Consider the following 25,021-nt stretch of genomic DNA (forward strand, 5'->3'; position numbering starts at 1 on the left):
AGTATCGAAATAGAATTGGGAGAGGGATACTTATGAATAAAATAGCAGTAAGTTTTTTAATAATTGCTACTACTTTATTGAGTACAGCATGTATGGATTATAAAGTTGACAAAGTAGAATTGGTTGATTCTAGAGATTCTGCAGTTGTAAAGAAAGGTGAAGATATCAAAGAAGAAACTGATACAATTAATCCTAGAAGAACAGCTAAAATACCTATAGAGATAGTTTCAAAGGATGAAAAGATAGTAAAATACTTACAAATAGATGAAGAAAGTACATTAAAAGAAAAACTACAGTTAATCTTAGATACTTTATCACATGAGTATTTTAATGGTTTAGATATGGAAGTAGAAGTTCAGGAAAAAGATAGTCTAGTTAAGATAAACTTAGTTGAACCTGATGAAAAGGGGAGAGTTTCTTGGAAAGATGATTATTTAAATGAACAAAATATAATATATACTATAAATAATATTATCAAAAATGTCATTCAAGAAGATGATAATAGTATTTGGATTGAAGAAGTAGAGATATACTACAATGGAGAATTAATAGAGTTAACATAAGAAATGATGTGTTTTATTTAAAAGCACATCATTTTTTTTATAATTTTTTAATTCTTATAAAATCCTTATATTTATGATTTAGAATGATTCTTGTAAATAAGTTTGACAAAAGAAAGGATGAAAATTATGAGTAATTATATTTTGGAAGTAAAAGGAGTTTCTAAAAAGTTTAAGGAGCAGGTTGCAGTTGATAATATTTCAATTGCAATTAAACATAATTCTATTTATGGATTATTAGGGCCGAATGGAGCTGGGAAATCCACTTTATTAAAAATGATAACAGGAATCTTAAACCCCACTTCTGGGAAGATATTATTTGAAGGTCATAGATGGACTAGAAAAGATTTAGCAAACATTGGGTCTCTTATTGAATCACCTGCTATATATGAGAATTTAACAGCAAGAGAAAATTTAAAAGTTCATACTACATTACTTGGTATTCCTGACTCTCGCATTGAAGAAGTTTTAGGGATTGTTGATTTAAGAGATACTTTTAAAAAGCGTTCAGGTCAGTTTTCTCTGGGTATGAAGCAACGTCTTGGTATTGCTATTGCATTATTAAATCACCCAAAACTTTTAATCTTAGATGAGCCTACAAATGGACTTGACCCTATTGGAATTGAGGAACTTAGAGAACTGATTCGTTCTTTTCCAAAACAAGGAATTACAGTTATTTTATCAAGTCATATTTTATCTGAGGTTGAGCAAGTTGTAGATGAAATTGGAATAATTTCTAATGGAGTAATAGGGTATCAAGGAGAAGTATCAAGGGAACAAAATTTAGAAGAACTTTTTATGAAAGTTGTAGCTGAAAATAGAAAGAGAGGTAAGTAACATGGAAAGATTTGTTAGAGCAGAATTCCTAAAGATGAAAGGAACTTTTGGAATGAGATTGTCTTGGATAGCCCCAATATTTTCTATACTTATCTGCTTTGGACTAGGTGGAGGACAAAATGGTGCTTACAATTGGTGGTATACTATGTTTCTTCCAGGAGCAATAACTTTGATTTGTTCTTTAGTAGTACAAAAAGATGAAAAAAAGAAGTATCGAGGTGTATTGTCATTGCCAGTTGACAAAAAAAATATCTGGACTGGAAAAATACTTTATTGTACCATTATACTTTGTATATCTTCAATTATTTTCATGATAGGGATAGTTTTTATTGGAGTAGTTTATAAGAAAACTATTTTAATAAATCAAAATATTATTGGAACTATAGTACTTATCTTACTATTTATGTGGCAAATTCCACTTTGTATGTTTTTAGCCTCAAAATTTGGTTTGTTTATTACAGTTTTAATAAATATGTTTTTCACTGTATTTGGAGTAGCTGTTTTTTCAACTACAAGTTCATGGTGCTTATTTCCATATTCAATTCCATCAAGATTAATGGCTGCAATATTGCATATTTTACCAAATGGACTTCCTGTACCAGAAGGAAATGAACTTTTAAGCACTAATGTCATTTTACCAGGGATATTAATATCTATTGCCTTATTTATATTATTTACTTTAGCTACAAGTGCTTGGTTTAAAAATAGAGAGGTGAAATAATATGGCACAACTAATAAGACTATTTAATTCTGACTTGATAAAACTAAAAAGAACTTACATAGTACTAATACACTTTTGTATTGCATTAGTAGGAATAGGCTTATTTTTAGGATATTACAATATTTCAGGTTATGATAGTATATCAAAGATAGTAGCATATTTACAAGTTATAGCTATAGCTTTTCCTTTATTATCAAGTATTATGTGTTCAATGTGCGTTGAACAAGAATATTACTCAGGAAATTATAAGCATATACTAACATCATCTAATCCAAAATACCTTACAATTATAAGTAAATATGTAATTTTAATATGCCTTGGTTTTGGAGCAACATTAGTTTCTGTGTTAGGTTTTGAATTTGGTATAGATACTATTTTTAATAATAATCATTTTACACTAAGTTTTTATATGATTTCAATTTTAATTTTAGCAGGAAGTAATCTATTTGAATATATATTACATTTATTCTTAAGTTTGAGATTTGGAAAAGGAACATCAATTGGAGTAGGTATAGTGGAGACTTTACTTTCAGCACTATTACTAACTGGACTAGGAGATGGTATATGGCAGTATATTCCTTGTGCATGGGGTGTTAGATTTGTAAGTGTTTGGGCATCTTTTTCAAGTTCTAAAGAAATTGAATCAATTCAAGAGTTCCAGTCAATAGGTTTAATTTGTGGCTTTGCAACTATTTTTGCATTTGTAATTTTATGTATTTGGTTTTCTAAATGGGAAGGTAAGAAATCTGAAGAATAAAATAATTAATTGTTTATTTAGATTATTTGTATTATTATATTATAGTATAATTTGATAACAGAAAAGAGATAAAAATAATCAGATATACAGTTGCTTAGGTGTTAATTAAACTGTTTGGAGGATATGATACGAATGTTTCGGAAAAAAAATTCTAATAATAAAAAAGTTGTAAAGTTAAGAACTATTTTTGTAAGATATTTGTCTGTATTCTTTGTTACAACAATTACTTTGGGAGTTCTTTTAGTATTTTTGTTTTCTGTGTTATTATCATTAGGAGTAGTGTTGCCATCCAATTATACAGAAAAGCAAATCTACAAATATAAAGATGAAATTATTTCAAGTGAAAAAGTAACTAAAGATATAATACCAGATTTTTGTGACTATGGAATCTACACTTTAGATGGTAAATTGACTTCGGGAACTTTTAATAATGAAGAAGCAAAAAAAACTTGGAATTTAATGAAAGGTATTGAAGTAAAAAGTGGACATTCGTCAGACAATTATATAAAACTTTTTAGACAAAATGAAGTATGTATAATAAGATATGATATAGTATCAGAATTCAATTCTCCAGGTTTAAGAAAATATTTGCCAAAGCCAGAAGTATTAGGGATAATTATTTTTGTTGTAGCATTTTTTATTGAAATGGTTATACTATCAAAATCTTTTGGTAAAAAAATTAATGCAAAAATGGACCTTTTGAAAAATGCTACAGAAAAAATACAACAGCAAGATTTAGATTTTACAATAGAATCTAGTGATATTTATGAAATTGATAATGTTCTCTTTTCTATAGAAAAAATGAAGCTAGCATTAAAAGATTCTCTAGAAAAGCAGTGGAGACTGGAAGAAACTCGAAAAGAACAGATATCTGCATTAGCACATGATATAAAGACACCATTAACCATTATACATGGAAATGCGGACTTATTGATTGAAATAAATGACAATCCTGAGCTATCAGAATATATGGAATATATAGCAAATGGTGTTACTCAGATAGAAAAATATATTAACACTCTAATATACATATCTAAAGCAGATAAAGGTTATACAATTAATAAAGAAAGTATTAATATTGATAAATTTATAGAGGATGTTTTGGTGCAAATAGAAGCACTGGCCAGTACAAAAAGTTTAGATGTGGAATTTTATAAGCAAGATGATTTACCTAAGAATATAACAATAGATAGAGAATTATTATTTAGAGCTATTATGAATATAATTTCAAATGCTATTGATTATTCAACAAATCAAAGTAAGTTATATTTTGATGTATTAGTAAATCAAAGATATTTAAAATTTGTAATTACAGATTGTGGAAGAGGTTTTTCTAAGGAAGATTTATCAAAAGCTACAGAACAGTTTTATACAGGCGATTCGAGTAGGAACTCTAAATCTCATTATGGTATGGGTCTATACATTGCAAATACTATTATACAAAAACATAATGGTAATTTAAATGTTGAAAATTCTATAAAAACTAGTGGAGCAATGATAACAATTGAAATACCAATAATTTAATACTTATATCCATTTTATAAATACCTAAATTTTATATACTTGGTAGGTATTTGTAAAATGGATAATTTTTGTGGTTAATTTTATATATTAATTAAATCTGATAAAAAGTTTTCGAACATCACTCCATCATTTCTATCAGTGTCAAATTGAGACGTATAATTTATCGTTTTATATATAAAATCTGTTGCAGTATTAACAGCTATTCCTAAGTCATGGTTATTCACTAGCATACCACAAAGTATAGATGTAAATATATCTCCAGTTCCACTATAAGAACAGTTATTGTATTTAACAGAAGTAAAGAATATATGGTCAGTATCTCTATCATAAGCTAAATTTAATATATTATCATCTTCTAATATACCTGTGATTACAACTTTACTAGGTCCTAAAGAAGATACAGATTTTACAATATTTATAAGTTCATCTCTATTATAATCCTTTTTTGTATAGTCATTTCCAGTTAAGAAACAAGCTTCTGTTAAATTAGGAGTAGTTAAATCTGAATGTCTAACTAATTCTTTAATTTCATGTCTCATTTCTTCTGTAAAGATTGGATACATAATTCCATTATCGCCCATTACAGGGTCAACTACGATAAAAGCATTTGGATAATCATTTATAAAGTTTGCCACTATTTCAATTTGATGTTTTGAACCTAAAAAACCACTATATATACTATCAAAGTTGACTTTTAAATTTTTCCAAACAGTTGAATATTTTACCATCTCATCAGTGCAATCTAAAAATGTAAACTCAGGATAACCAGTTTGACTTGAAAGTATAGCTGTTGGAAATGGACAACATTGAACCTTTAATGCTGAAAGTATAGGTATAGCAACTGATAATGAACATTTTCCTATTCCAGATAAGTCATTAATTGCTGCGACTTTTTTTTGCATAAAAAACCCTCCATTAGTATGTATTAATCATAATGATATCAAAATATTTATATACATATATATTACTATAAAAAAAAGAAAAAAGTAGATTATAAAATAAAAATTTGTAAAAAAAACAGTGTATCAATACAATTAATTTTTAATATTGGACATAATAAGATAGAGAATTATTAAATATGAAAATTATTGTATATAATAATAGCTTTTTTGTGAATTTATTCGTAAGGTGTACTATTTGGGAGGTGTGGCTTTGAAAATACTGAAAAATAAAAATAAGTACATCAAAGGTATAATGGCATTTGTATTTTTATCTTTAGCTACTACAGCAGGTGTATTTTTAATTAATGATTTAAGTATGAAAAATATGAAAGAAAAAGTTATAGAATCTGCTACTGTTGAAGGTGATGATGTAAAAGACCAGTATAAGTTATTGCTTGAAAATTTATTTGACTACAGAAATAAGGCAATATTAGAGAAAAATGAAAATATTTTAAAAGGTCTTTATGAAACAGAAAAAAAGTTTGGTCTTTGGGCTTATGAAAATGAAGTAAAAAAGATGAAGTATTTAGAAAATTGGTCTAGTAAACAAGGTGTAAAGTTTAAAGACATAAAGACAAGAGTCAAAGTTAAAAAAATAAAAGAAAAAGAAAAAGACTTATATGGCATAATATGTTCTGTATCAACTGAGTATAAGTACTCATATGAAAATCAAAAGGACAAAGAAAATGTATTTAGAATAGGTACATATCACTATCTAAATGTAAAAATCATAGATAATCAATATGTAATAACTAAAGAGTGGTATACAGACCCTTTTGCAGATTCTTTAAATTTAGAAAATATAAAATCTGATGATATAAGAAGCTATATTGGTCAACAAAATGCTGTAGAGTTACAGCTTACAGAAGAGCAAAAGAAGGCTATAGATTATGCACATAAATACTGTGGAGCAGCAGCAGATGAAGAACATGGTATGAAGTTTAATCCAAATTATAGAGATTATAATCCAGAAGGTGGAGATTGTGCCAACTTTGCATCACAGATAATGTTTGAAAGTGGAAAGTTTAAGAAAAATTCAATCTGGAATTATAGTGAAAGAGCAGGAACAAAAGCATGGGTAAATGCGCAAGCTTTTAAAAATTATGCTCTCTATAGTGGAAGAGGTTCATTAATAGCTAAAGGTTCTTACGAAGATGTTTACAAAGAAGCTTATAATCTACGTCCTGGAGATTTTGTAGGATATGAAAAAAAAGGTAGAATAACACATGTTTCGACTGTAACGGGATTGGATTCAAGAGGATATCCTTTGGTAACCTGTCATAATACTGATAGAATGCTTGTGCCATGGGATTTAGGTTGGAGTGATAAATCTATAAGATTCCATATAATAAAAATAAACTATTAAAAATTTATAAAGAAAAATAAAGTATAAAAGATAACAATGATTTAATATTATAAATTAAAAAAAATGATTGTTAATGTATAAAAATAATAATAATTGACAAACATAGCTATATATGATAAAGTAGTAATAAGGTTACAGAAAAGAGTAGCTAAATAATTGTGTTTTTTTAGGAGGATTTATTAATGAAAACTGGTGTAGTTAAATGGTTTAACAATGAAAAAGGATTTGGATTTATATCTGTAGAAGGTGAAGGAGATGTTTTCGTACATTTCTCAGCTATAACAGGAGATGGATACAAATCATTAGAAGAAGGACAAAGTGTTGAATTCGAAGTAGTGGATGGAGCTAAAGGTCCTCAAGCTGCTAACGTAGTTAGATTATAATTAAAAATTCATATATATTAGTATTCTAGTAATATGACAGATAAGCCGCTAATCGTTTAGCGGTTTTTTCAGTTTTTTGTAAACTAAATTAATTGCAAAATAAATTAAAATTATTAAAATAAAGGCATTAATAATAAGATAAATATGTTAAAATTAATAGTGTAGAGTAAAATTATTATGGCTAAGTTTAAGTCAATTAACCTCTAGTTAATTTTCTATAAAAAGAATAAGTGACGCTGATAGACCATATAAAAATATTAATAAAGTATAGACATTTAAAGCTATTAAAAGAAAAACGCTTGTTACAGCGTATAGTATCTAAAAAATACTTAGAAAATGAGAAAGGAGAAAGTTACTGCAAAAAAGTAACATTATAAATATTGGATAATATTTATAAGTTTTCGGTAACGGTGGGTAGTGTAATGAACATATTATTCTTTCTAACACCAAAAAGTGAAGTAGCATATATATATGAAGACTACACTATAAGGCAAGCCCTAGAAAAAATGGAATATCACAAATACTCTGCAATTCCAATAATAAGCAAAGAGGGTAAATATATTGGAACTATAACAGAAGGTGATTTTTTATGGACATTAAAAAACGACTTAAATCTGGACCTAAAAGGATTGGAAGATGTTCCAGTAACAGATATAAATAGAAAAATGGATAATTCTCCTGTTTCCATCAATGCAGATATTGAAGATTTAGTAATAAAATCTTTAAATCAAAATTTTATTCCTGTTATAGATGACCAAGATACATTTATTGGGATAATAAAAAGAAGAGATGTAATAGGTTATTGTTATGAGATAATACGTGGATATAAAAATTTAGCAGATGATAATTAGAAAATTTTTTGAAACTTTTCAAGTTTCTACTTCTATTCTTTGTAATAAAAGAATAATAATATGAAATTAAATTCTTAAACTTTAATATAAAAGCTGTCTTTTCTAAAAATTATAGATAAGACAGCCTTTTTTATCTGTTGTTTTATTATTAGTCGTTGTATTTTACAAGATTTCCATATTTAGCATTAAGAGAATTTATTTTATTTCCATAAACTTCATTTTGTTTTTGGTATAATAAACTTTTTTCAACTTCATCTTTAACTTCATCAAATGTAGATTCTGTACTTTCTTGAAGGTCTTCTAACTTTATTATATGGTATCCAAATTGAGTTTTAACTGGTTCACTTACTTCACCTTTAGCCATAGAGAATACAGCTTCTTCAAACTCAGGAACCATTTGTCCTCTACCGAATGTTCCTAAATCACCACCCATATCTTTAGATGGGCAAGAAGAATGTTTAACAGCAGCATCTTCAAAAGATATTTCTTCTGATTTTATTTGAGCAAGTATTTCTTTAGCTTTTTCATCACTATCTACTAGTATATGTTTAGCAGTTGCACTTTCTGGTTTAGAAAAAGAACTCTTATTAGCTTCAAAGAATTTTACTTTTTCATCTTCTGTTACATCAACACTAGATAAAACTTTATTTATAGCAAATTGCTTTAATACATTTGCTTCTATTTTTTTCATTTCTAACTTAAACACTTCTTCTTCATCTAATTTTTCGTCCTTAGCATCTAAGAAGAATAGTTCTTGGTTTACTAAATCATTTAATAAATGTTTTTTTCCTTCTTCAGTTTTAAATTGCATTGCTTGATAAGGATCTAATGATTTTAATGCATTTTCAATATCAATATTAGTTATCTCTTTTTCTCCAACTGTTACTAAAACTTTTTTTTCCATATTTTCCATAATAGTTAACTCCTTTTATAGTGTATTTCATTATTAATATAAAGCTACCAACTTAAATAATATCAGAAAACGATGTATATGTCTAACATTTAAAGTCATATTAAGTCAAATAGACTTAGATTTAATAGAACAAGGTGATTACAATCAATAGAATTGAGGCCATAATTCCCACTATTCCTTCTTCATGTTTAAATTTAAGTGTTTTTACTATTGAATAATAAAAATATATTCCAGTAAAAACTATCTTTAGATACAAGAAAAATAAACTCTTTGGATATATCAAGAAACTAAAAAGAGTAAATATAAATGCAAGTAAAGTGCTTATCCTGTAAAAGAAATCTATTTGTGTAATGTCTTTATATTTTATTATAAATATTGAGTATAAAATGATGTAAATAATTGCAACAATTGTATAAGCAGTAAATAATGTATTTTCAAGAGTACCATTTGAAATTACTATCCACTTATACCACATAATTGGCCAAAAAAATAGTGCTAAGAACTTAAAATAATTATCAAAAAACTTTTCTTTATACATTCATCAAACAACCTTTCTTAAAAAAGCATGTATTTGTTTTTAGAATTTTAAATAATGTGCTATCATTATTATATATTAATATTGAGTTTATAGAAACCAAAATTTGCTAAAATAAATATATAGATTTTTGCTATTAAGTCAATTAAAATTACTACCATTTTATTATGAAATTGGATCAAATATGTAGAAATATGGCAAATTAGTTAATACAAGATATTTATTATTACCAAGTGGTAAAGTTTGTTTTTTTAATGATAAGAATTCCAATCTTTTTTGAAAAAATTTGATATCTACATTAAGTATATCAGCCATTTCATAAACACAAGTAATACCAGAATTAATTATATTTATTATATCTTCTTCTGTAATTAAAAATTCACAAGCCCATTTTAAAGCTTTATTTTCACATTTATCTATAATGATTTTTGTGTAATAATCATTATAAGAGGATATATAGTATCCAAAACTAGTGAAATGATGTCCAAGTTCCTCTGCTAATATGGATGTAAGTTTATTGGTATTTTGTTTTAAGTTACTGAGTAATGATATAACTTTTATACCATGCCTGTTTATATATAATCCTTCTAAGTCACCTGCAATATGAGTGGTATAATGAATTATTATCTCTTCCTGAGAAGCTAATTCAAAAAGTTTATCCAAATTATTCATAAAAATCCCCCTAATATAGAATGTATGTTTGATGAAAAGTTATATTAAAAGAGCAGAGAAATAAATCTGCTCATTATATAGTTTATTTTTTTTTATATTTATTTAGTAAAAATTCTATATAATCATTAAGTTGTTCTTGAGCTTCTTCAGGTAAGTCTTCATGTGGATTTTTTCTATGTGCCGCAACAGTGTCAATATTTTCCTTAACCAAGGTTCTTCCAAGAAGGTAATCAACTGATACATTAAATACATCAGCCAATTTATTTAAAATATGTTCATCAGGAAATCTGTTTTCTGTTTCATAGTATCCTAAAACTCTTTGAGAAACTCCTACTTTTTCACCAAGTTCTCTTTGAGTAAATCCAAATTCCTTTCTAAGTTCTCTTAATCTTTTGGCAAACATTATAACACCACCTTATGTATAAATTATAACAAATTGTTCTAAAAATTAAAACTAATAAAAGAAAAAAGAATGATTTTTTCTAAAAAATATTGATAAAGAACAAATAATTCTATATAATGAATATAGATAAGAACAAAATATTCTTAATTATACTAGGAGGAGAAAAGTATGTTTAAAAATAATTTAAAAGGTTACAGAGAATCTATAAGGTTGTCGCAAACTAAATTTGGAGAAAGCGGGAATTACAAATAATTATATATCAAGAGTAGAAATAGACATAAAAAGTTATGATTTATTTTGCATAAAAAATTCTGTTATTTCAGAACAAAATATGAATAAAATTTTTTGAATATATATAGAACAAAATGTTCTTTAAAGTTTGTGGAACTTGCAATAAGGCTATTGATTAGAAACTATCATTATAAAGTTAAGGCTAAAGACAATAAAATATAAAAAGGAGAAATACAATGGATAATAAAAAAGATATATTACTTAAGGAAGTAGATGAAAGATTACATAATTACAAGTATTTGGATGTAAAGATAAAGAATATTAACCTAGATATAAAAAGATGTGAAAATGAATACTTTGGATGTGGAGCTGTAGTTTATACTGAAAAAACTAGTACTACATATAATATAAGTTCTTCTGTTGAAAATGAAGTTGTAAAAAAAGAGGAGAGATTAAGAAAATTAAAAATGGAAAAAGATGATATAGAAATAGAAAAGGAAAAAATAGAAAATGCTCTAACTTGTCTAAATGATATGGAGATGGAATTTTTTAATCTCTTTTATAATAGTAAGACTAAAAATAACATGACCTATATTTCTATGAAATTGCATTTAGATAGAACTTCTTGCTACAACTTAAAGAAAAAGATGATTTGTAAATTAAGTGAAATATTATAAAAAACATAACACTTTTACAACACTTTATACACACTATAGCAACAACACCAACTGAAATACGTGAGATAATGTTATTGTGAAAGAAATCTATAGTGAGGGAGGTGAGGAATTGAGAAACATGATATTACCTAAAAATATAGAGGGAACATAACAGTAGAGAAATTAGATATATCTTTAAAAATTACTTATGCTACTCATAAGAAGTTTGCCACATTAAGTAAAAAAATATTTAGTGATAGCGTGGTGATTATTTGCTTAAAAAGAAAGAAATATTAGAAACAATTATTGATATACTAAAAAAAAGTTTTGATGAAAGTATTTTTATTGATGATGAAAGTATGCAAGGCTCAGAAGGGTCTTGTTTTTTTGTAAGTATGGTATCACTTCTTTCTACACCCATAATGTTAAAGACAAATAACAAAGATGTTGTTATGTCTATAAAGTATTTACCAAGACCACAATCAAATAATATAAGAATGTATGAAGTTTCAGATGAACTTGATAAGCTATTTAATAGAACTGTAAATGTAAGAGATAGAAAATTAAATATAACTAAAATTGAACAAAGTATTAAAAAAGAAGAGTCAATTTATACATTGAACTTTTCAATTACATTAAACTTTCTTGATAGTGTATATGAAAAAGAAGAAGTATATGAAAATATGGAAGAAATAAATTTAAACTTAGGAGAGTGATAGTATGGCTATAGGATTACCAAGTATCAATATATCATTTAAGGAGCTAGCTACAACTGTTAAAGAGCGTTCAGCTAGAGGAATAATTGCAATAGTGCTTAAAGATACCAAAGCATTAGGATTTAATGAAATACATGAAAAAGAGGATATACCAGTTGATTTATCTGCTGAAAATAAAGACTATATAAAAATGGCTTTGATGGGAAATGTCAATGCACCAAATAAAGTACTAGTTTATGTGTTAGGAGAAGAGGAAGAGGTTCAAAGTGCCTTAGACTTTTTAGAAACTAAAGAATTTAATTATTTATGTATGCCTAAAGCAATAGAAGCTGATAAGAATGTCATCAAAAGCTGGATAATTAAACTTAGAGATACAGATAAGGTTAAAGTTAAAGCGATATTGGGCAAAGTTGCAGGAAATCATGAGGGAATAATTAATTTTACTACAGAAGATACATTAGTTGGAACAAAGAAGTATAGTGCTGAGGAGTTTACGAGTAGAATAGCTGGTATTATAGCAGGAACACCTTTAAGTCAATCAATAACTTATACTAAGCTTGGTGATGTTATTGATATACCTAAAAGCACTAAAGCTGATGCAGAGTCAAAAGTTAATAATGGAGAGCTTATCCTTATTAAAGAATCTGGAGCTATAAGAATTGCTAGAGGAATAAATTCTTTAACTGATTTAACTGAAGAAAAAGGAGAGATGTTCCAAAAAATCAAGATAGTTGACACTTTGGATATTATAAATAATGATATAAAGAAAGTAATAATAGACGATTATATAGGCAAGATTCCTAATAGTTATGATAATAAATGTATATTAATAGTAGCTATAAAAGAATATCTAGAAGAATTAGAAAAAGAAGAATTAATAGAAGCTGGTTCAATTATAGATATAGATATAGAATCACAAAAACAGTATTTAAAATCTAAAAATATAGATATATCTAATATGAAAGAGCAAGAACTAAGAGAAGCTAATACAGGTTCAAAAGTATTCTTAACATCAAAAATAAAGATGTTAGATGCTATGGAAGATATAGATTTATCAATAGAAATATAGGAGGATTATTAATATGGCAAATATGGAAGCTAGAAATGTAATGAGTGGTACTTGGGGAGAACTTTGGCTTGATGGAGATAAAGTAGCAGAAGTAAAGAAATTTCAAGCAAAGATGGAATTTACAAAGGAAGATATTATAATAGCAGGTCAAATGGGAACTGATACGAAGTATATGGGCTATAAAGGAAAAGGTTCAATAACTTTATATCATGTCAGCTCAAGAATGCATAAATTAATAGGAGAAAAGATAAAAAGAGGTTCTGAACCTAGATTTGTAGCTATATCTAAGCTAAATGACCCAGATTCTTATGGAGCGGAGAGAATAGCAGTAAAAAATATAGCTTTTGATGACTTAACTTTAGCTGATTGGGAAGTTGGAGTAAAAGGAGAAATAGAAGCTCCTTTCACATTTACTGAGTATGACTTCCTTGATATAATTTAGTTTTATCTGGATAGTTAGTAAATATATAGTTAATAAATGCTGTTAGATAATAAGGACAATTAATTAGTTAATAGAAATTGATTGATAAAGGAGTAGATAATAATGAGTGAAAATGGATTATCAAAAAATATAAATATAGTAGACTTACTTTTAAATGTAGATACAGAAAATTTAGAAAGACCAAGTACTATAGTTGAACTTAAGAGATTATCAAGTATATTTGGTCAGGAGTTTAAAGTAATGTGTAGAGCATTGACAATAAGTAAAGATGAGGAGATACAAAATACTTGTCTTAAAATTGATGAAAATATGAAAACGGATATAGACTTACCAGAGATGCAGATGCTTACAATTATAGAAGGTGTTTGTGATTTAGATGGAAAGCTTTTATTTAAAAACAAGGAATTAATGAGTAAATTTAAGGCTCCAACTCCAAAGGAATTAGCAAGAAAGCTATTGTTACCAGGTGAAATTACTAATCTATACAGAATCCTTCAAGATGTAATGGGTTATGGTAAAAATGCAGTCATAGAAGAGGTAAAAAACTAATAGGGACGGATACCAAGACCACAATAATGTATTATTATTGGAAGACAAAAGGTATTAGACCGTCCCTTTTTTATGCAATGGATAAAGGCGAATTAAAGCTTATTGAAGCTTTTTTCGCCTTAGAAATTGAAGAGGAAGTTGAAAAAATGAAGCATGGATACGGAGTTTGTCCTTTGACAGGAGGTGGTATATAGTGGGTAATGTAAGAGAAGAAGGTATAAATATGTATCTTACAGATAATTACACTCCAAAAATGAAGCAAATCATATCAGTTACTGAGACTTTTAGAAGAGTTACTGTATCTGTTTCTCCTTCAACAAATGCAATGGCAAATAATATTAAGAGTTCTATGGCTAGCGCAAGTAGTAGTATAAGTAGTGTAAATTCTTCTATAAAAAAAATGAAAGATAGCATAAAAAGTGTAAATTCTTCTATAGAAAAAATGAATGCAAGTATGAATAATTCAAATTCATCAAGTAAAAATTTTAGTGAAGATTTAGGGACAATTGGAAGAGAGGCAGAAAAGGCTAGAAGTAAGTTAGTTAGATTATCACAAATTGCAAATAGTAAAAAAGGAAGGGATACACATCCAAATGCAAGATCCCAAAATAATAATTCTGAGGTTAATAAAGACGAGCGTAATAAACCTACAAAAATAAAAACTGTACAAGAGATTGTTCAGCGAGTTAAAACTAGAACAATAGATGTTCCCAAAAAAATGGTTACTGATAAATTACCTGGACTTAAGAATAAAATTTTTAATAGCAGAGTAGTGATGGATGTAAAAGGAAGTAACAGTGTTCAAAATATACTAAATATATTAAGTAAAATTAAAAATAGTAAATGGATTAGTGCCATTTCAGTTAAAGACTTAGCTAAAAATGTTTTAATAGGTACCTTATCAAAATTAAAGCAATTTGCTGGGAGAGTGTGGAGTGGAGCTATTTCAATAAAAGATAAAGCAAGTAGTGTATTAGGAGGAATAAAAGACAAAATATCTGATATTACTAATGGATTTTCAGTAGGTGAAGCTGTAAAAAAAGGTGTAGATTTAGTAGGTAAAGGGCAAAATCAAAAAGCTGTTTTAACTAATGTTGTTCAAAGAACTACAGGAATTAAAAATAAGGCTAAAGCTAAGTCTGAAGCTAATGATTATTACGATGATATAGTAAAAGATGTTGCATTAAAAACACCCTTTGATCCTAGTGAAGTTATTTCAATGAGTACTAAGGCAATGATGATTGGTGGAGGAGATGCTGGTAAATCAAAGAAGATAACTCAGGCTATGGTAGATGTCAGAGCATTAAATATGGATACCAGTAGTGAACAAGATGTGTCAGCAGCTTTTGTAAGTGCATCAAAGGGTAATATGGATGCACTAAATACTTTGGTTGGAGAAAATTATAAAACATTTGATGATGCACTTAAAGGTATAAAGGAGAAGCAAAATGGATTAGCTAATGAAATGGCTTCTACAATTCCTGGTTTATTATCTAGTGCATCAACTTACATTGATATGGGATTGAATAACATGATTGAACCATTTGATACTATATTACAAGGTGGATTAGAAAAGATAAATTCATTTTTAGAAAAAGTACCACAAAGTTTGGGTGGATTTTCTCAAAAAGTAGCAGATGTAATGAATGGAAAAAAGATTGCTGAAAATAAACAAAATCCAATTGAAACTCAGACAGCTACAGCACTAGGGCATATTCCGGGGGCAATAGGTAATACAGGTCAGATGCTTGCTCAAAATATTGATTTTACAGCATTAACAAATTCATTACTTCCTATAGTAAATCTTGTTAACGGATTATTAGACAGTATAAACAATAAATCACCAGTTGCACAAGGTATAATAAGTATATTTGGTACTGTAGTAACAACTGCATTTCAATTGATTGGACCTGTTGTAGAAGCCGTCAGCCCAATTATTACAAGAATTTTTACTTTTTTAGGAGAATATGCTCCTCAAATAAATAATTTTATAGAAACATTAGGAGTTATATGGAAAACAGTATGGGAGACATTAGGGCCTTTGTTAGAAACAGGATGGAAAATTGTAGAGCCAATATTAGGAGCTTTCTTTAACATATTAGATAAAGTGTGTAAAATAGTTAAAGATATATGTAAGTGGTGGCAAACTATGGTTAATAAGATAAAGAATGGAAGTATTACAGGAACTGTTTTAAAGTTAGTGGAAAAAAGTAAAAAAAATTATAAAGAGGATCCATATGCTGGAACAAAGGCTGGTGATTCTGGTAAAAATAATGCATTTGGTTTAAATTATGTACCATACAATGATTTCTCAACAAGACTTCATGAAGGTGAAATGGTTTTAACTAAACAAGAAGCAAATCAATATAGAAGTGGAAAAAATGGTGGAAATATAAGTATAGCTAAATTAGCTGATACAATAGTTATTAGAGAAGAAGCTGATATTGAAAAAGTAACATCAAAATTAGTTGCAAGCATACAAATGGCACAACTAGGAGGTGTTTTATAATGGAAATGTGGCTTAGACAAGCTGAAGATAGATTCAGATTTCCAGTAATACCATCCTCAATAAGTATAAATGGAAAAGCAACTATAAACTCATCAAATATACTTAAAGTTGGAGAAATAGCGACCTTTGGAGGAGTAGCCCTTAGAAGTATAAATATATCTAGTTTTTTTCCAAATAAGGAATACTCTTTTTGTAATTATAAAGGATTTCCATCACCATATGATTGTGTAAATAAAATTCAAAGGTGGATGAATGAAGGTTTCATATTGAGATTTACAGTTACAGAGACAAATATAAATATGGAAGTGATAATAGAAGGTTTTAGCTATGAAGAAAAAGATGGTACAAGAGATGTGTACTTTTCATTGGATTTAAGAGAATATAAAAGACTACAGATACCTAGAGCAAATCCTAAAAAGTAGCGTAATTGTTATAAAAAATTACTCAAAGTTTAAACAAAAAGGTAGGTGATTTTTTATTATAAAGATTTGGGTACACATAAAAAACGGAAATATATATGATATAAGCAATATTGTAGATACAGTTTCTTGGTCTGGAGACTATAAGTCTCCATCACGAACATTAGAGTTTTCAATAGTACAGTCAGCTTCAGATATTAATTTTCAGCAGATTGATATTCCAATAGCTAGTACGATTTGTTTTTATGTAGATGAAAAAGAACTTTTTAGAGGAATGATAATTAATAGGTCTAAAGACTCAAGTAGTGTTAACATCAATTTTACAGCTAAAGATATGGGATTTTTACTTTTACAAAGTGAAGTGTCATATAATTTTAAGGACAAGTTAGTAGAGGATATTGCAAAGCAAGTATTTGCAGATAATAAGCTTGCAATTGGTAATATACCAAAGACTAATGTAAAATATACTAAAATGTTTATATCTGTAAATGGATATGATACCATAATGAGTGCTTATACAGAAGCAAGTAAGACTACAAAGAAAAAATATATGATAGAGGCTAATCTTGATAAATTTAATGTTATTGAGAAAGGAACTGTTACATTAAATGTTACTTTTGAAGAAGGATTTAATCTTATCAATACAACTTTTTCAGAAAGTATGGAAAATGTAAAAAATAAGGTATTGGTAGTTGACCAATATGGTAATAAGATTAGTGAGAAGGTTAATGATTCGATATTTAAAGAAGTAAATGTAATAATGCAAAAAGTTATACAACAACAAGAAAATAGTACAACAGATGTAGAAAGTGAGTTTAAAGGAATTGAAAGGACTTGTTCTCTAAAAGGATATGGAGACATAAGCTGTGTAACTGGTAGAGGAGTAAAAGTAAAAGATTCATATACTAAGTTAGTAGGGTTATTTTATATAGATACAGATAAACATACATGGCAAAATGGAGATTATCAAATTGAACTAGAACTTAATTTTCAAAATATTATGGATGAAAAGTCTGTAGGGCAAGATGAGCAAAAGGAAATTGTTGATAGTGGTGATGGTATTATGAATGGGAATGAGGTTAAAGCTTTATTTACTGCATATTATCCTGCAAATAATTCTATGGAAGGTGGACTTTATGATGCACAAGGAAATAGACTAGACCCTAAAAAGAATACTTGCGCAGCACCAAAGAGTATAAAATTTGGAACAAAGATACAAGTAAAGGGAACTGGTACATCTAGAGATGGAAAAGTTTATACTGTTACTGATAGAGGAGGAGCGATAAATATAAAAAATGGAGTGTATCATTTTGATATATTGATGGCTAGTAATAAAGAATGTAATGCTTGGGGTAAAAAGAATGGAAAAGCAGTTATAGGAGATGGCACTTACTCTATTAATTCATCAGGAAAAGCTAAGACAGTTATAGATGAAGTTATGAAGCATAGAGGAAAAGCTTATAAGTGGGGTGCCACTGGTCCAAATAGGTTTGATTGTTCTGGTCTCATGGTATATTGTTTCAATAAAGTAGGGGTAAAATTACCAAGAACATCTAAAGAACAATCTAGATATGGAAAAGATGTAGGTAAAAATAATTTACAACCCTCGGATTTAGTGTTTTTTGGAAAAGAAGTTCATCATGTTGGGATGTATATAGGTAATGGAGAATTTATACATGCTCCAGGTACTGGAGATGTGGTAAAAATAAGTAAATTAAGTAAGAGAAAAGATTTTCATAATGCAAAAAGAGTTCTATAAAAGGTGGTGATATAGTGGCTAATCCAATCAATGAATTTATTGGAATAATGAGAGAAGAAGGTAAATTTCATAATGAACCTTCTTTTTTTGTTGGAATAATAGTAAATAAATTGCCTGATTTAAAAGTATCAATGAACAATATAGTTTTAGATAAAGATAATTTACTTATAGACTGTTGGTTGTTTGATAGAGCGACAAGGGATTTTATAACAAAACAGTCTGATAATCATACTCATGAATTGAATGAACCACTTACTAGTCAACTCAATAAAGGAGATACAGTAATAATGTTTAAAGTTGGAGAAAAATTTGCAGTAGTAAGTAAGTTGGTGAGTTTATAATGTCTAACATAATATTTCCATTTATAGGTGTTCCAGAGGATTACAGAATTCCTAAAAAAGAAGAATTAGGATTATTCCATGAAGTAGCATGGGACTTTGAAAAAGACGAGCCAATATTAGAAAATGGGGATTTTAAGACTGTTGAAAAAAATGAAGCCATAAGAGTTTGGGTTTATAAGTGTATAAAAACAAATAAATATGAACATGAAATTTACTCAGATGATTATGGAACTGAATTGACTGATTTAATAGGGCAAAAGTACAGCAAAGGTCTTACAGAAAGTGAAGCATCTAGATATATAAAAGAAGCTTTATTGATGAATCCATACATTCTACAAGTAAATGTATTAAATACTAACTTTAAAAAAGATGTATTAAGTGCAGATATAAAAATATCCACTATCTATGGGGAGGTGGAAATAAATGTATAGTGAACAAACCTATGAAGTAATAAAAAATAGAACTCTTAAAAATATAAATCTAGATGTTTATAAAGGAGAAGGCTCTTTTTTAAATGATATGGTTTCTGGAAATAACTTTGAACTTGCTAAAATGTATGTTGAACTTTCTAATATACATAAAATGGCTTTTATTGAAGATACTTATGACCAGTTACTAGATAAAAGAGTAAATGAGTTTGGTGTATATAGAAAACTTGGTAGTGAAGCTACTGGGGAAGTAGAGTTTATAGGGGATAATGGTGTAGAAATAGCAAATGGAACAATTATCTCTTATAAAGATTTATTATTTATAGTAATAAAGGATGTTGTAATTGGTGATGAAGAAGGAAATATAAGTCCAGTTCAAGCATTAGAAATTGGAACTAAATACAATCTACCATCTGACTGTGAATTTAAGTTAAATGACACTATATTTGGTGTTGAAAAGATAACAAATATAAATAAATTTTCAGGTGGTACAGAAATTGAAACTGATGAAGAATTGAGAGAAAGATTTTTCAAAATACAAAAGAATCAGGCAACAAGTGGAAATAAAGCTCATTATGAAGAATGGGCTCTAGAGGTTGATGGTGTATATAATGCAAAGATATATCCAAGGTGGAATGGCGCTGGAACAGTTAAAGTTCTTCTATTTGGTCAAAATAATCAGTCTGTTGAAGAAGAAATAATAAATAAATGTAGAGAACATATTGAAGAAGAAATGCCAATAGGGCCAACCTTAACAGTAACTACTCCAGTACCTATAAATATAAGTATAAGTGCTTCTATGGAATTAGAAGGGGGATACACTTTGGATATGGTAAAAAATAGCTTTTTGGAAAATATAAATCAGTACTTTAGAACCATAACTGGAGAAATTGTTTATACAAAAATTTTGGGTATTTTAATAAGTACTTCTGGAGTTCATGATTTAAGTAATTTACTTGTAAATAATTCAACAGATAACATAAAAATTGAGGATGATAAAATACCTAGTGTTACAACTTTAAATTTTAGTGAGGTGGAAGTTTTATGAAATTAATTGATAAACTTCCATCATTTTATAAGAATTATATAGTTGAAGCAATACAAAACTCTTATGATACTGAATTATCTTTATTGAAGGAAAATATTGATGATACTATAAATCAAATGTTTGTTGATACATCCACATGGGGTCTTGATATGTGGGAACAAATACTTTGCATTCAAAATAATGAAGATTTAAATTATGAAACTAGAAGAAGTAACATAAAAGCCAAAATACGAAGTTTAGGAACAACTAAAATAAAGGTTATAAAAAACATATGTGAGGCCTATACAAAGACTAATGTTGAAGTAGAAGTTCTTAGCAATGAATTTATATTTATACTAGAATTTGTAGTTAATAATTGTAGTTATAATTCAATTGTAGAGTTAGATAAAGTATTAGAAAGTGTAAAGCCATGTCATTTAGAACATAGGTTTAAAATGATTTTGTTGAATAAAAATGAATTGTTTTGTGGAACTGCTGTAAATACAGGAGAAACAGTTACTGTATATCCATGGACACCATCAAATATAGATATATTTGGAGAAATAAGTATTACTACAGGAAATGATAGAAGTATGGAAAAAGTAATATTATATCCTAAACAGGAGGCGATATAAATTGGCAGAACAAAAATATTATACAATTTTGACTAAAGCAGGTAAAGCATCTATTGCAAATGCTACTGCTCTTGGCAAGAAAGTAGACTTAGTGAAGTTACAACTTGGAGATGGTGGAGGAAATGAATACAATCCAACAGAGGAACAAACATCTCTTAAAAAGGTTGTTTGGGAAGGTGATATAAGTAATGTAAAAATAGACGATGAAAATTCTAATTGGATAGTTATAGAAACTGTAATACCAGGTAGTATTGGTGGATTTATGATAAGGGAAGTTGGGATATTTGATTCAGATAATAAGCTTATAGCTATATCTAAATATCCAGAGACTTATAAACCAACTGTTGATTCTGGAAGTGTAAAAGATTTAATTATAAGAATTATTTTGGTAGTTTCTAATACATCAAGTGTAAATTTAAAGGTTGACCCAACTGTTATTTTAGCAACTTTGAAAGATATGCAAGAACTAGATAAGAAAATAGATATAACTAAAACATTTTTGACAAATGATATAGAAGCTGCTAAAACAGAGTTAAATACTAAAATTGATGACAATAAGATAGAGATTAATAACAAAGTAGGGGATACAACTTTACTCAATACGATAGATAAAACAAGTCTTGTAAATGCAGTGAATGAGGTAAAACAAGGTCTTGATAGTATAGAAACAACAGCAGAGAAAACAAGTTATGATAATACAGTAAGCAAACTTAATTCTACTAATGTCCAAGGGGCAATAGATGAGTTATGTGTTAGTGTAAACACTGCTAGAGTGAGTTTAATAAATGATATAAAAGATATGTTACCAATTTAAAGGTTATAACTTTAAATTGGTAACAATGGTTAGTAGAAGCAACAACATATACTAGTAAAATTAAAAAAATATATAAATATAAAAGAGGTAGCATTTAATGCTACCTCTTTTTATAATTAAACTATAAAATTATTGTCTGTTAACTAAAATAGCTATCTTAGCATCTGGATTATAACTTATTTGAACCATTTGATTTTTCTTAATATGTTCAAGGTCTTCACCACCATAAGCAATTTGTAATTTAACTGGTAGTTTACCTTGTTTTATAATAGCAACATACTCTTTTTTACCTTTTTTCTCTAAACTAATCAAATTGCCAACATAAGGTTTAAAGTTTTGATACTTTTTACTAGAATTTCTTATGTAGAAGAAAGCACCAACAGCAATAACTAAATTTATGCCAAGTGTAACCCAAGAATTGATTTTCAGCATAGCTCCAGCGATTATTATCACGAACATTAAAACGATAGGTAATATAGCCTTCTTAAGAAGTAATTTACCCATTATTTCATTAGCCTTTTTCTCAGGGCCACTCATAGTTTTTGATCTAGCAAATGATTGCGCGAATTTGTCTTTTAAGCCCATTTTATCCTCCTAATTTTAATAAATATTTAGTTATAATAACGAGAGATTACTTGAAACTAAAAATTTACTACATTTATATTATGTTTGACTTTTGTATAAATAATTACATTCAAGTAAAGCAAAATATACTAATTATTTTATCATAAAACTATAAAAAAGAAAATAAATGAAATAAAAATATTAGAGCAAAGAAATGATGTAAAATCGTATCAAAAGCAACATAAAAATTATTTATCTATTTTTTATCTTTATTTTTATCATACTCAGTTTTTTCAAAATCTTTCTCTTTTTCATATTCATGAAGTTTTAATTCAATCATACCTTCTATTTTTGCTCTATCATAATCACTTAGTTTTCTAAAATTTTTTAAAAGTTTTATTTCATTAGAACTGATGCTATTAAATGGATAGTTTGGTGAGGAATCGCAAATTAAATTTGATTCTTGTGATATATTATCTCCATTTAATAGCCAGTCTACAGAAACATTAAATATATCAGCTATGGATTTTAATATCTCATAATTTGGTTTTCTAATATTTCTTTCAAATTTACTCAAATTATCACAGTTTAACATTTCTTCTAATTCATATTGCTTAAGGTTCTTTGTTTTTCTTAAATAAACAATTCTTTCTCCTAAAGTATCCATAAACACTCTCCATTCAATTAATGTCAGAAAGACTTTTTAAAATATAGATAGTTGCAAATTTAAGGTCAAAATGACATAAAAAATATTGACTTAAGGTCAAAATGACTTTATAATTAATTTAATGATACGAAATTACATCCTAATTTTAGCACAAAGTAATCAAAAAATCTTATTTAGTATTAAATAAATTCATGTACTTAATATTTGTACATATTTAAAAAATATACTAAACAGAGGGAGGTGTATAAGTTTAATAATAAAAATAAATATAAATTATTTAGAAAGGGAACTTGATTAAATGGATACTCGAAAAAAATGGATACCTTTTTTGGGAATACAGGTCAAGCAAAGGCTTATTGAATTAAACATGACTCAAAGGGAATTAGCAAAAAAAGTCGGTGTTAATGAAAACTATTTGTCAGCTATTTTAAATGGCAGAAGGACAGGAAAAAAATATAAATCATCAATTTATCAATTGCTTAATATAGAATACTCAGAAGAAGATTAATATTAATAACTAATATATGAAGAAGGGACATATTCTTATGTGTAAATTAGATTCAGATGGAGTAATAGAGTGCTGTAGAGCAATTGATGATTTTATTACAGCTCTCAATGGTGTACGAAGTTTAAACATGGAAAAATTGGATATTTTAACTAAATATTCTACTTCATGCTCAATCCTTCTTAAAGAGGAAAATTACGAAGGATGTACAATTGTATATAAAAAGATGTTGGAAGAATTAAAGACGTAAGTAATATATTAATTAGAGATAGAAAGAATTACATAGTGATATAGAATATTTTTAAAAACATATAAAAAACATATAAACTAAAATATGGATATGTTAATTCAACTACAATAAATGTATTTGTAATTAAATCATAGTTTATTTGAGCAATTTAATATCCATATTTTAGTTGCCAATTTATCACAAAAAAAGAATCTCTACAAATGATGTAAATTCGTATCAAATTATGTATGTTTAAACTGGTTTATCGTTATCCTCAGTAGGAGAATGTTTTTCTAATTCTTTATATTCAGATATCTTAAACTCTAGCATTCCTTCTATTTTTATTTTATCACGTTCATTCAATTGCCTATAGAGGTTTAATACCATCATTTCATCATCAGTTACATGTAGATTATACAAATAATCTTCCTTATTTTCTTTAACACTATTATTGGAGTTTACTTTTTCTTTTCCATATAGAAGCCAGTCAGTGCTAACATCAAAATAATCAGCTATTGACATTAATATATCGCAATTAGGCTTTCTACCTCCAGTTTCAAACTTACCTAAGTTTTCAAATTTTAAAATATCCATAAGTTTACGCTGGGTAAGTTTTCTGGAGTTTCTCAAATAAGCAATTCTTTTTCCTAAAGTATCCATGAAACACACTCCTTTCTTTTTATAAATAAAGTCCAAATGACATTAAAAATCGAGGTATATTCCTTTTCTTCTATAAAATTACTAAAATAAAGTCTGAATGACATTTTGCTTAAATTAATATACTCATACTATGATTTTAACATATTATAATTGAAAATATATGGTTTATTTTGATTTATAGATATCTTTTAATAGACAAAAGTAGATATTGAAAATAAAATAGTTTCAATAATATATTTTATAGATTACTTTTAAAGTATACTTGGGTATGAAAATATAATTTTCTAATAATGAAGAATATATAAAAATTATATTAAGGATAGATATTAGAAAGAGAA

31 protein-coding genes are annotated in these 25,021 nt (G+C 27.4%); 24 read left to right on the forward strand and 7 right to left on the reverse strand.

What is annotated here, in order from left to right; genetic code table 11:
• Positions 1-32: 32 nt before the first annotated feature.
• The 5 genes from IC219_RS12435 to IC219_RS12455 all read left to right on the forward strand — a co-directional run bounded on the left by IC219_RS12435 (position 33) and on the right by IC219_RS12455 (position 4,399).
• Positions 33-563: a hypothetical protein gene (locus IC219_RS12435; RefSeq protein ID WP_227823670.1), complete on the forward strand. Its 531-nt coding sequence runs from the start codon at positions 33-35 to the stop codon at positions 561-563.
• 126 nt (positions 564-689) lie between these two features.
• A complete protein-coding gene (locus IC219_RS12440) occupies positions 690-1,397 on the forward strand; it encodes a lantibiotic protection ABC transporter ATP-binding protein (RefSeq protein WP_227823671.1) in 708 nt (235 codons plus the stop codon).
• A 1-nt stretch (position 1,398) separates the two neighbouring features.
• The gene (locus tag IC219_RS12445; RefSeq protein ID WP_227434257.1) at positions 1,399-2,118 is read left to right on the forward strand and encodes a lantibiotic immunity ABC transporter MutE/EpiE family permease subunit; all 720 of its coding nucleotides are present in this window, start codon (positions 1,399-1,401) and stop codon (positions 2,116-2,118) included.
• 1 nt (position 2,119) lies between these two features.
• The gene (locus IC219_RS12450; RefSeq protein WP_227434258.1) at positions 2,120-2,875 is read left to right on the forward strand and encodes a lantibiotic immunity ABC transporter MutG family permease subunit; all 756 of its coding nucleotides are present in this window, start codon (positions 2,120-2,122) and stop codon (positions 2,873-2,875) included.
• 132 nt (positions 2,876-3,007) lie between these two features.
• Positions 3,008-4,399 carry a sensor histidine kinase gene (locus IC219_RS12455; protein ID WP_227831202.1) on the forward strand — a complete coding sequence of 464 codons (1,392 nt, stop codon included), beginning with the start codon at positions 3,008-3,010 and terminating at the stop codon, positions 4,397-4,399.
• An 80-nt stretch (positions 4,400-4,479) separates the two neighbouring features.
• Here the strand turns inward: IC219_RS12455 and IC219_RS12460 are convergent, their stop codons facing one another.
• Entirely contained in the window at positions 4,480-5,301 is an 822-nt protein-coding gene (locus IC219_RS12460) for a pyridoxamine kinase (protein WP_227831201.1), read from the reverse strand.
• A 250-nt stretch (positions 5,302-5,551) separates the two neighbouring features.
• On the opposite strand from IC219_RS12460, the gene IC219_RS12465 reads away from it, so the two are divergent.
• The 3 genes from IC219_RS12465 (at position 5,552) to IC219_RS12475 (ending at position 7,940) form a co-directional block, all read left to right on the forward strand.
• Entirely contained in the window at positions 5,552-6,706 is a 1,155-nt protein-coding gene (locus IC219_RS12465) for an amidase domain-containing protein (RefSeq protein ID WP_227434261.1), read from the forward strand.
• Positions 6,707-6,888: 182 nt separating this feature from the next.
• Entirely contained in the window at positions 6,889-7,089 is a 201-nt protein-coding gene (locus IC219_RS12470) for a cold-shock protein (protein WP_227434262.1), read from the forward strand.
• A 422-nt stretch (positions 7,090-7,511) separates the two neighbouring features.
• The gene (locus IC219_RS12475) at positions 7,512-7,940 is read left to right on the forward strand and encodes a CBS domain-containing protein (RefSeq protein WP_227434263.1); all 429 of its coding nucleotides are present in this window, start codon (positions 7,512-7,514) and stop codon (positions 7,938-7,940) included.
• A gap of 148 nt (positions 7,941-8,088) precedes the next feature.
• Here IC219_RS12475 and IC219_RS12480 read toward each other — a convergent pair whose 3' ends face one another.
• The 3 genes from IC219_RS12480 to IC219_RS12490 form a co-directional block, all read right to left on the reverse strand.
• A complete protein-coding gene (locus tag IC219_RS12480; RefSeq protein ID WP_227434332.1) occupies positions 8,089-8,844 on the reverse strand; it encodes a peptidylprolyl isomerase in 756 nt (251 codons plus the stop codon).
• A 709-nt stretch (positions 8,845-9,553) separates the two neighbouring features.
• On the reverse strand, positions 9,554-10,060 hold the full coding sequence (locus IC219_RS12485; protein ID WP_227831200.1) for an ImmA/IrrE family metallo-endopeptidase: 507 nt from the start codon (positions 10,058-10,060) through the stop codon (positions 9,554-9,556).
• An 82-nt stretch (positions 10,061-10,142) separates the two neighbouring features.
• A complete protein-coding gene (locus tag IC219_RS12490; RefSeq protein WP_227434265.1) occupies positions 10,143-10,463 on the reverse strand; it encodes an XRE family transcriptional regulator in 321 nt (106 codons plus the stop codon).
• A gap of 467 nt (positions 10,464-10,930) precedes the next feature.
• Here IC219_RS12490 and IC219_RS12495 point away from each other — a divergent pair, with 467 nt between their 5' ends.
• From IC219_RS12495 to IC219_RS12560, 14 genes are all read left to right on the forward strand, one after another.
• Positions 10,931-11,371, forward strand: coding sequence for a hypothetical protein (locus IC219_RS12495; protein ID WP_227831199.1), 441 nt, complete (start codon positions 10,931-10,933; stop codon positions 11,369-11,371).
• Positions 11,372-11,622: 251 nt separating this feature from the next.
• Positions 11,623-12,066: a DUF6838 family protein gene (locus IC219_RS12500; protein WP_227831198.1), complete on the forward strand. Its 444-nt coding sequence runs from the start codon at positions 11,623-11,625 to the stop codon at positions 12,064-12,066.
• 4 nt (positions 12,067-12,070) lie between these two features.
• Positions 12,071-13,135 (forward strand): phage tail sheath subtilisin-like domain-containing protein, encoded by a 1,065-nt coding sequence (locus IC219_RS12505; protein WP_227831197.1) that lies wholly within the window; start codon positions 12,071-12,073, stop codon positions 13,133-13,135.
• Positions 13,136-13,148: 13 nt separating this feature from the next.
• Positions 13,149-13,577, forward strand: a complete 429-nt coding sequence (locus IC219_RS12510; protein WP_009896262.1) for a phage tail tube protein — start codon at positions 13,149-13,151, stop codon at positions 13,575-13,577.
• Between the two features lie 102 nt (positions 13,578-13,679).
• On the forward strand, positions 13,680-14,126 hold the full coding sequence (locus tag IC219_RS12515) for a phage tail assembly chaperone (protein ID WP_227831196.1): 447 nt from the start codon (positions 13,680-13,682) through the stop codon (positions 14,124-14,126).
• Between the two features lie 26 nt (positions 14,127-14,152).
• Positions 14,153-14,320, forward strand: coding sequence for a hypothetical protein (locus IC219_RS12520; RefSeq protein WP_227434270.1), 168 nt, complete (start codon positions 14,153-14,155; stop codon positions 14,318-14,320).
• Positions 14,320-16,635, forward strand: a complete 2,316-nt coding sequence (locus IC219_RS12525) for a hypothetical protein (RefSeq protein WP_227831195.1) — start codon at positions 14,320-14,322, stop codon at positions 16,633-16,635. Before IC219_RS12520 ends, IC219_RS12525 begins: the two co-directional genes overlap by 1 nt.
• Positions 16,635-17,057 (forward strand): hypothetical protein, encoded by a 423-nt coding sequence (locus IC219_RS12530; RefSeq protein ID WP_227434272.1) that lies wholly within the window; start codon positions 16,635-16,637, stop codon positions 17,055-17,057. The genes IC219_RS12525 and IC219_RS12530 overlap by 1 nt, the downstream gene beginning before the upstream one ends.
• A gap of 271 nt (positions 17,058-17,328) precedes the next feature.
• Complete coding sequence (locus IC219_RS12535) at positions 17,329-18,813, forward strand: NlpC/P60 family protein (RefSeq protein ID WP_227434273.1); 1,485 nt, start codon at positions 17,329-17,331, stop codon at positions 18,811-18,813.
• A gap of 14 nt (positions 18,814-18,827) precedes the next feature.
• Positions 18,828-19,154 carry a DUF2577 family protein gene (locus tag IC219_RS12540; RefSeq protein WP_227434274.1) on the forward strand — a complete coding sequence of 109 codons (327 nt, stop codon included), beginning with the start codon at positions 18,828-18,830 and terminating at the stop codon, positions 19,152-19,154.
• Positions 19,154-19,585, forward strand: a complete 432-nt coding sequence (locus tag IC219_RS12545) for a DUF2634 domain-containing protein (protein WP_227434275.1) — start codon at positions 19,154-19,156, stop codon at positions 19,583-19,585. Before IC219_RS12540 ends, IC219_RS12545 begins: the two co-directional genes overlap by 1 nt.
• Entirely contained in the window at positions 19,578-20,630 is a 1,053-nt protein-coding gene (locus IC219_RS12550) for a baseplate J/gp47 family protein (RefSeq protein WP_227831194.1), read from the forward strand. Before IC219_RS12545 ends, IC219_RS12550 begins: the two co-directional genes overlap by 8 nt.
• Entirely contained in the window at positions 20,627-21,244 is a 618-nt protein-coding gene (locus tag IC219_RS12555; protein WP_227434277.1) for a putative phage tail protein, read from the forward strand. Before IC219_RS12550 ends, IC219_RS12555 begins: the two co-directional genes overlap by 4 nt.
• A gap of 1 nt (position 21,245) precedes the next feature.
• Complete coding sequence (locus IC219_RS12560; protein WP_227831193.1) at positions 21,246-22,058, forward strand: phage tail protein; 813 nt, start codon at positions 21,246-21,248, stop codon at positions 22,056-22,058.
• A 129-nt stretch (positions 22,059-22,187) separates the two neighbouring features.
• Here IC219_RS12560 and IC219_RS12565 read toward each other — a convergent pair whose 3' ends face one another.
• Together IC219_RS12565 and IC219_RS12570 are read right to left on the reverse strand one after the other, a co-directional pair.
• The gene (locus IC219_RS12565; protein ID WP_227434279.1) at positions 22,188-22,643 is read right to left on the reverse strand and encodes a hypothetical protein; all 456 of its coding nucleotides are present in this window, start codon (positions 22,641-22,643) and stop codon (positions 22,188-22,190) included.
• 235 nt (positions 22,644-22,878) lie between these two features.
• Entirely contained in the window at positions 22,879-23,289 is a 411-nt protein-coding gene (locus tag IC219_RS12570; protein ID WP_227434280.1) for a helix-turn-helix domain-containing protein, read from the reverse strand.
• Between the two features lie 298 nt (positions 23,290-23,587).
• On the opposite strand from IC219_RS12570, the gene IC219_RS12575 reads away from it, so the two are divergent.
• Both IC219_RS12575 and IC219_RS12580 read left to right on the forward strand, forming a co-directional pair.
• Positions 23,588-23,797, forward strand: a complete 210-nt coding sequence (locus tag IC219_RS12575; protein ID WP_227434281.1) for a helix-turn-helix transcriptional regulator — start codon at positions 23,588-23,590, stop codon at positions 23,795-23,797.
• Between the two features lie 37 nt (positions 23,798-23,834).
• Positions 23,835-24,044, forward strand: a complete 210-nt coding sequence (locus IC219_RS12580) for a hypothetical protein (RefSeq protein WP_227434282.1) — start codon at positions 23,835-23,837, stop codon at positions 24,042-24,044.
• A gap of 231 nt (positions 24,045-24,275) precedes the next feature.
• Here the strand turns inward: IC219_RS12580 and IC219_RS12585 are convergent, their stop codons facing one another.
• Complete coding sequence (locus tag IC219_RS12585) at positions 24,276-24,683, reverse strand: helix-turn-helix domain-containing protein (RefSeq protein ID WP_227434283.1); 408 nt, start codon at positions 24,681-24,683, stop codon at positions 24,276-24,278.
• Positions 24,684-25,021 lie beyond the last annotated feature (338 nt).

It is taken from the genome of Clostridioides sp. ES-W-0018-02, from assembly GCF_020658175.1.
GTDB lineage: Bacteria > Bacillota > Clostridia > Peptostreptococcales > Peptostreptococcaceae > Clostridioides.

What these genes read in the sequence shown, in the direction of transcription:
- IC219_RS12550 (WP_227831194.1), top strand. Translation starts at nt 19,578, where the DNA reads ATGTATAGTGAACAAACCTATGAAGTAATAAAAAATAGAACTCTTAAA.
- IC219_RS12495 (WP_227831199.1), top strand. Translation starts at nt 10,931, where the DNA reads ATGGATAATAAAAAAGATATATTACTTAAGGAAGTAGATGAAAGATTA.
- IC219_RS12545 (WP_227434275.1), top strand. Translation starts at nt 19,154, where the DNA reads ATGTCTAACATAATATTTCCATTTATAGGTGTTCCAGAGGATTACAGA.
- IC219_RS12475 (WP_227434263.1), top strand. Translation starts at nt 7,512, where the DNA reads ATGAACATATTATTCTTTCTAACACCAAAAAGTGAAGTAGCATATATA.
- IC219_RS12435 (WP_227823670.1), top strand. Translation starts at nt 33, where the DNA reads ATGAATAAAATAGCAGTAAGTTTTTTAATAATTGCTACTACTTTATTG.
- IC219_RS12440 (WP_227823671.1), top strand. Translation starts at nt 690, where the DNA reads ATGAGTAATTATATTTTGGAAGTAAAAGGAGTTTCTAAAAAGTTTAAG.
- IC219_RS12515 (WP_227831196.1), top strand. Translation starts at nt 13,680, where the DNA reads ATGAGTGAAAATGGATTATCAAAAAATATAAATATAGTAGACTTACTT.
- IC219_RS12520 (WP_227434270.1), top strand. Translation starts at nt 14,153, where the DNA reads ATGTATTATTATTGGAAGACAAAAGGTATTAGACCGTCCCTTTTTTAT.
- IC219_RS12490 (WP_227434265.1), bottom strand. Translation starts at nt 10,463, where the DNA reads ATGTTTGCCAAAAGATTAAGAGAACTTAGAAAGGAATTTGGATTTACT.
- IC219_RS12455 (WP_227831202.1), top strand. Translation starts at nt 3,008, where the DNA reads ATGTTTCGGAAAAAAAATTCTAATAATAAAAAAGTTGTAAAGTTAAGA.
- IC219_RS12575 (WP_227434281.1), top strand. Translation starts at nt 23,588, where the DNA reads ATGGATACTCGAAAAAAATGGATACCTTTTTTGGGAATACAGGTCAAG.
- IC219_RS12585 (WP_227434283.1), bottom strand. Translation starts at nt 24,683, where the DNA reads ATGGATACTTTAGGAAAAAGAATTGCTTATTTGAGAAACTCCAGAAAA.
- IC219_RS12530 (WP_227434272.1), top strand. Translation starts at nt 16,635, where the DNA reads ATGGAAATGTGGCTTAGACAAGCTGAAGATAGATTCAGATTTCCAGTA.
- IC219_RS12450 (WP_227434258.1), top strand. Translation starts at nt 2,120, where the DNA reads ATGGCACAACTAATAAGACTATTTAATTCTGACTTGATAAAACTAAAA.
- IC219_RS12460 (WP_227831201.1), bottom strand. Translation starts at nt 5,301, where the DNA reads ATGCAAAAAAAAGTCGCAGCAATTAATGACTTATCTGGAATAGGAAAA.
- IC219_RS12445 (WP_227434257.1), top strand. Translation starts at nt 1,399, where the DNA reads ATGGAAAGATTTGTTAGAGCAGAATTCCTAAAGATGAAAGGAACTTTT.
- IC219_RS12480 (WP_227434332.1), bottom strand. Translation starts at nt 8,844, where the DNA reads ATGGAAAAAAAAGTTTTAGTAACAGTTGGAGAAAAAGAGATAACTAAT.
- IC219_RS12535 (WP_227434273.1), top strand. Translation starts at nt 17,329, where the DNA reads ATGATAATTAATAGGTCTAAAGACTCAAGTAGTGTTAACATCAATTTT.
- IC219_RS12485 (WP_227831200.1), bottom strand. Translation starts at nt 10,060, where the DNA reads ATGAATAATTTGGATAAACTTTTTGAATTAGCTTCTCAGGAAGAGATA.
- IC219_RS12565 (WP_227434279.1), bottom strand. Translation starts at nt 22,643, where the DNA reads ATGGGCTTAAAAGACAAATTCGCGCAATCATTTGCTAGATCAAAAACT.
- IC219_RS12470 (WP_227434262.1), top strand. Translation starts at nt 6,889, where the DNA reads ATGAAAACTGGTGTAGTTAAATGGTTTAACAATGAAAAAGGATTTGGA.
- IC219_RS12570 (WP_227434280.1), bottom strand. Translation starts at nt 23,289, where the DNA reads ATGGATACTTTAGGAGAAAGAATTGTTTATTTAAGAAAAACAAAGAAC.
- IC219_RS12555 (WP_227434277.1), top strand. Translation starts at nt 20,627, where the DNA reads ATGAAATTAATTGATAAACTTCCATCATTTTATAAGAATTATATAGTT.
- IC219_RS12510 (WP_009896262.1), top strand. Translation starts at nt 13,149, where the DNA reads ATGGCAAATATGGAAGCTAGAAATGTAATGAGTGGTACTTGGGGAGAA.
- IC219_RS12505 (WP_227831197.1), top strand. Translation starts at nt 12,071, where the DNA reads ATGGCTATAGGATTACCAAGTATCAATATATCATTTAAGGAGCTAGCT.
- IC219_RS12580 (WP_227434282.1), top strand. Translation starts at nt 23,835, where the DNA reads ATGTGTAAATTAGATTCAGATGGAGTAATAGAGTGCTGTAGAGCAATT.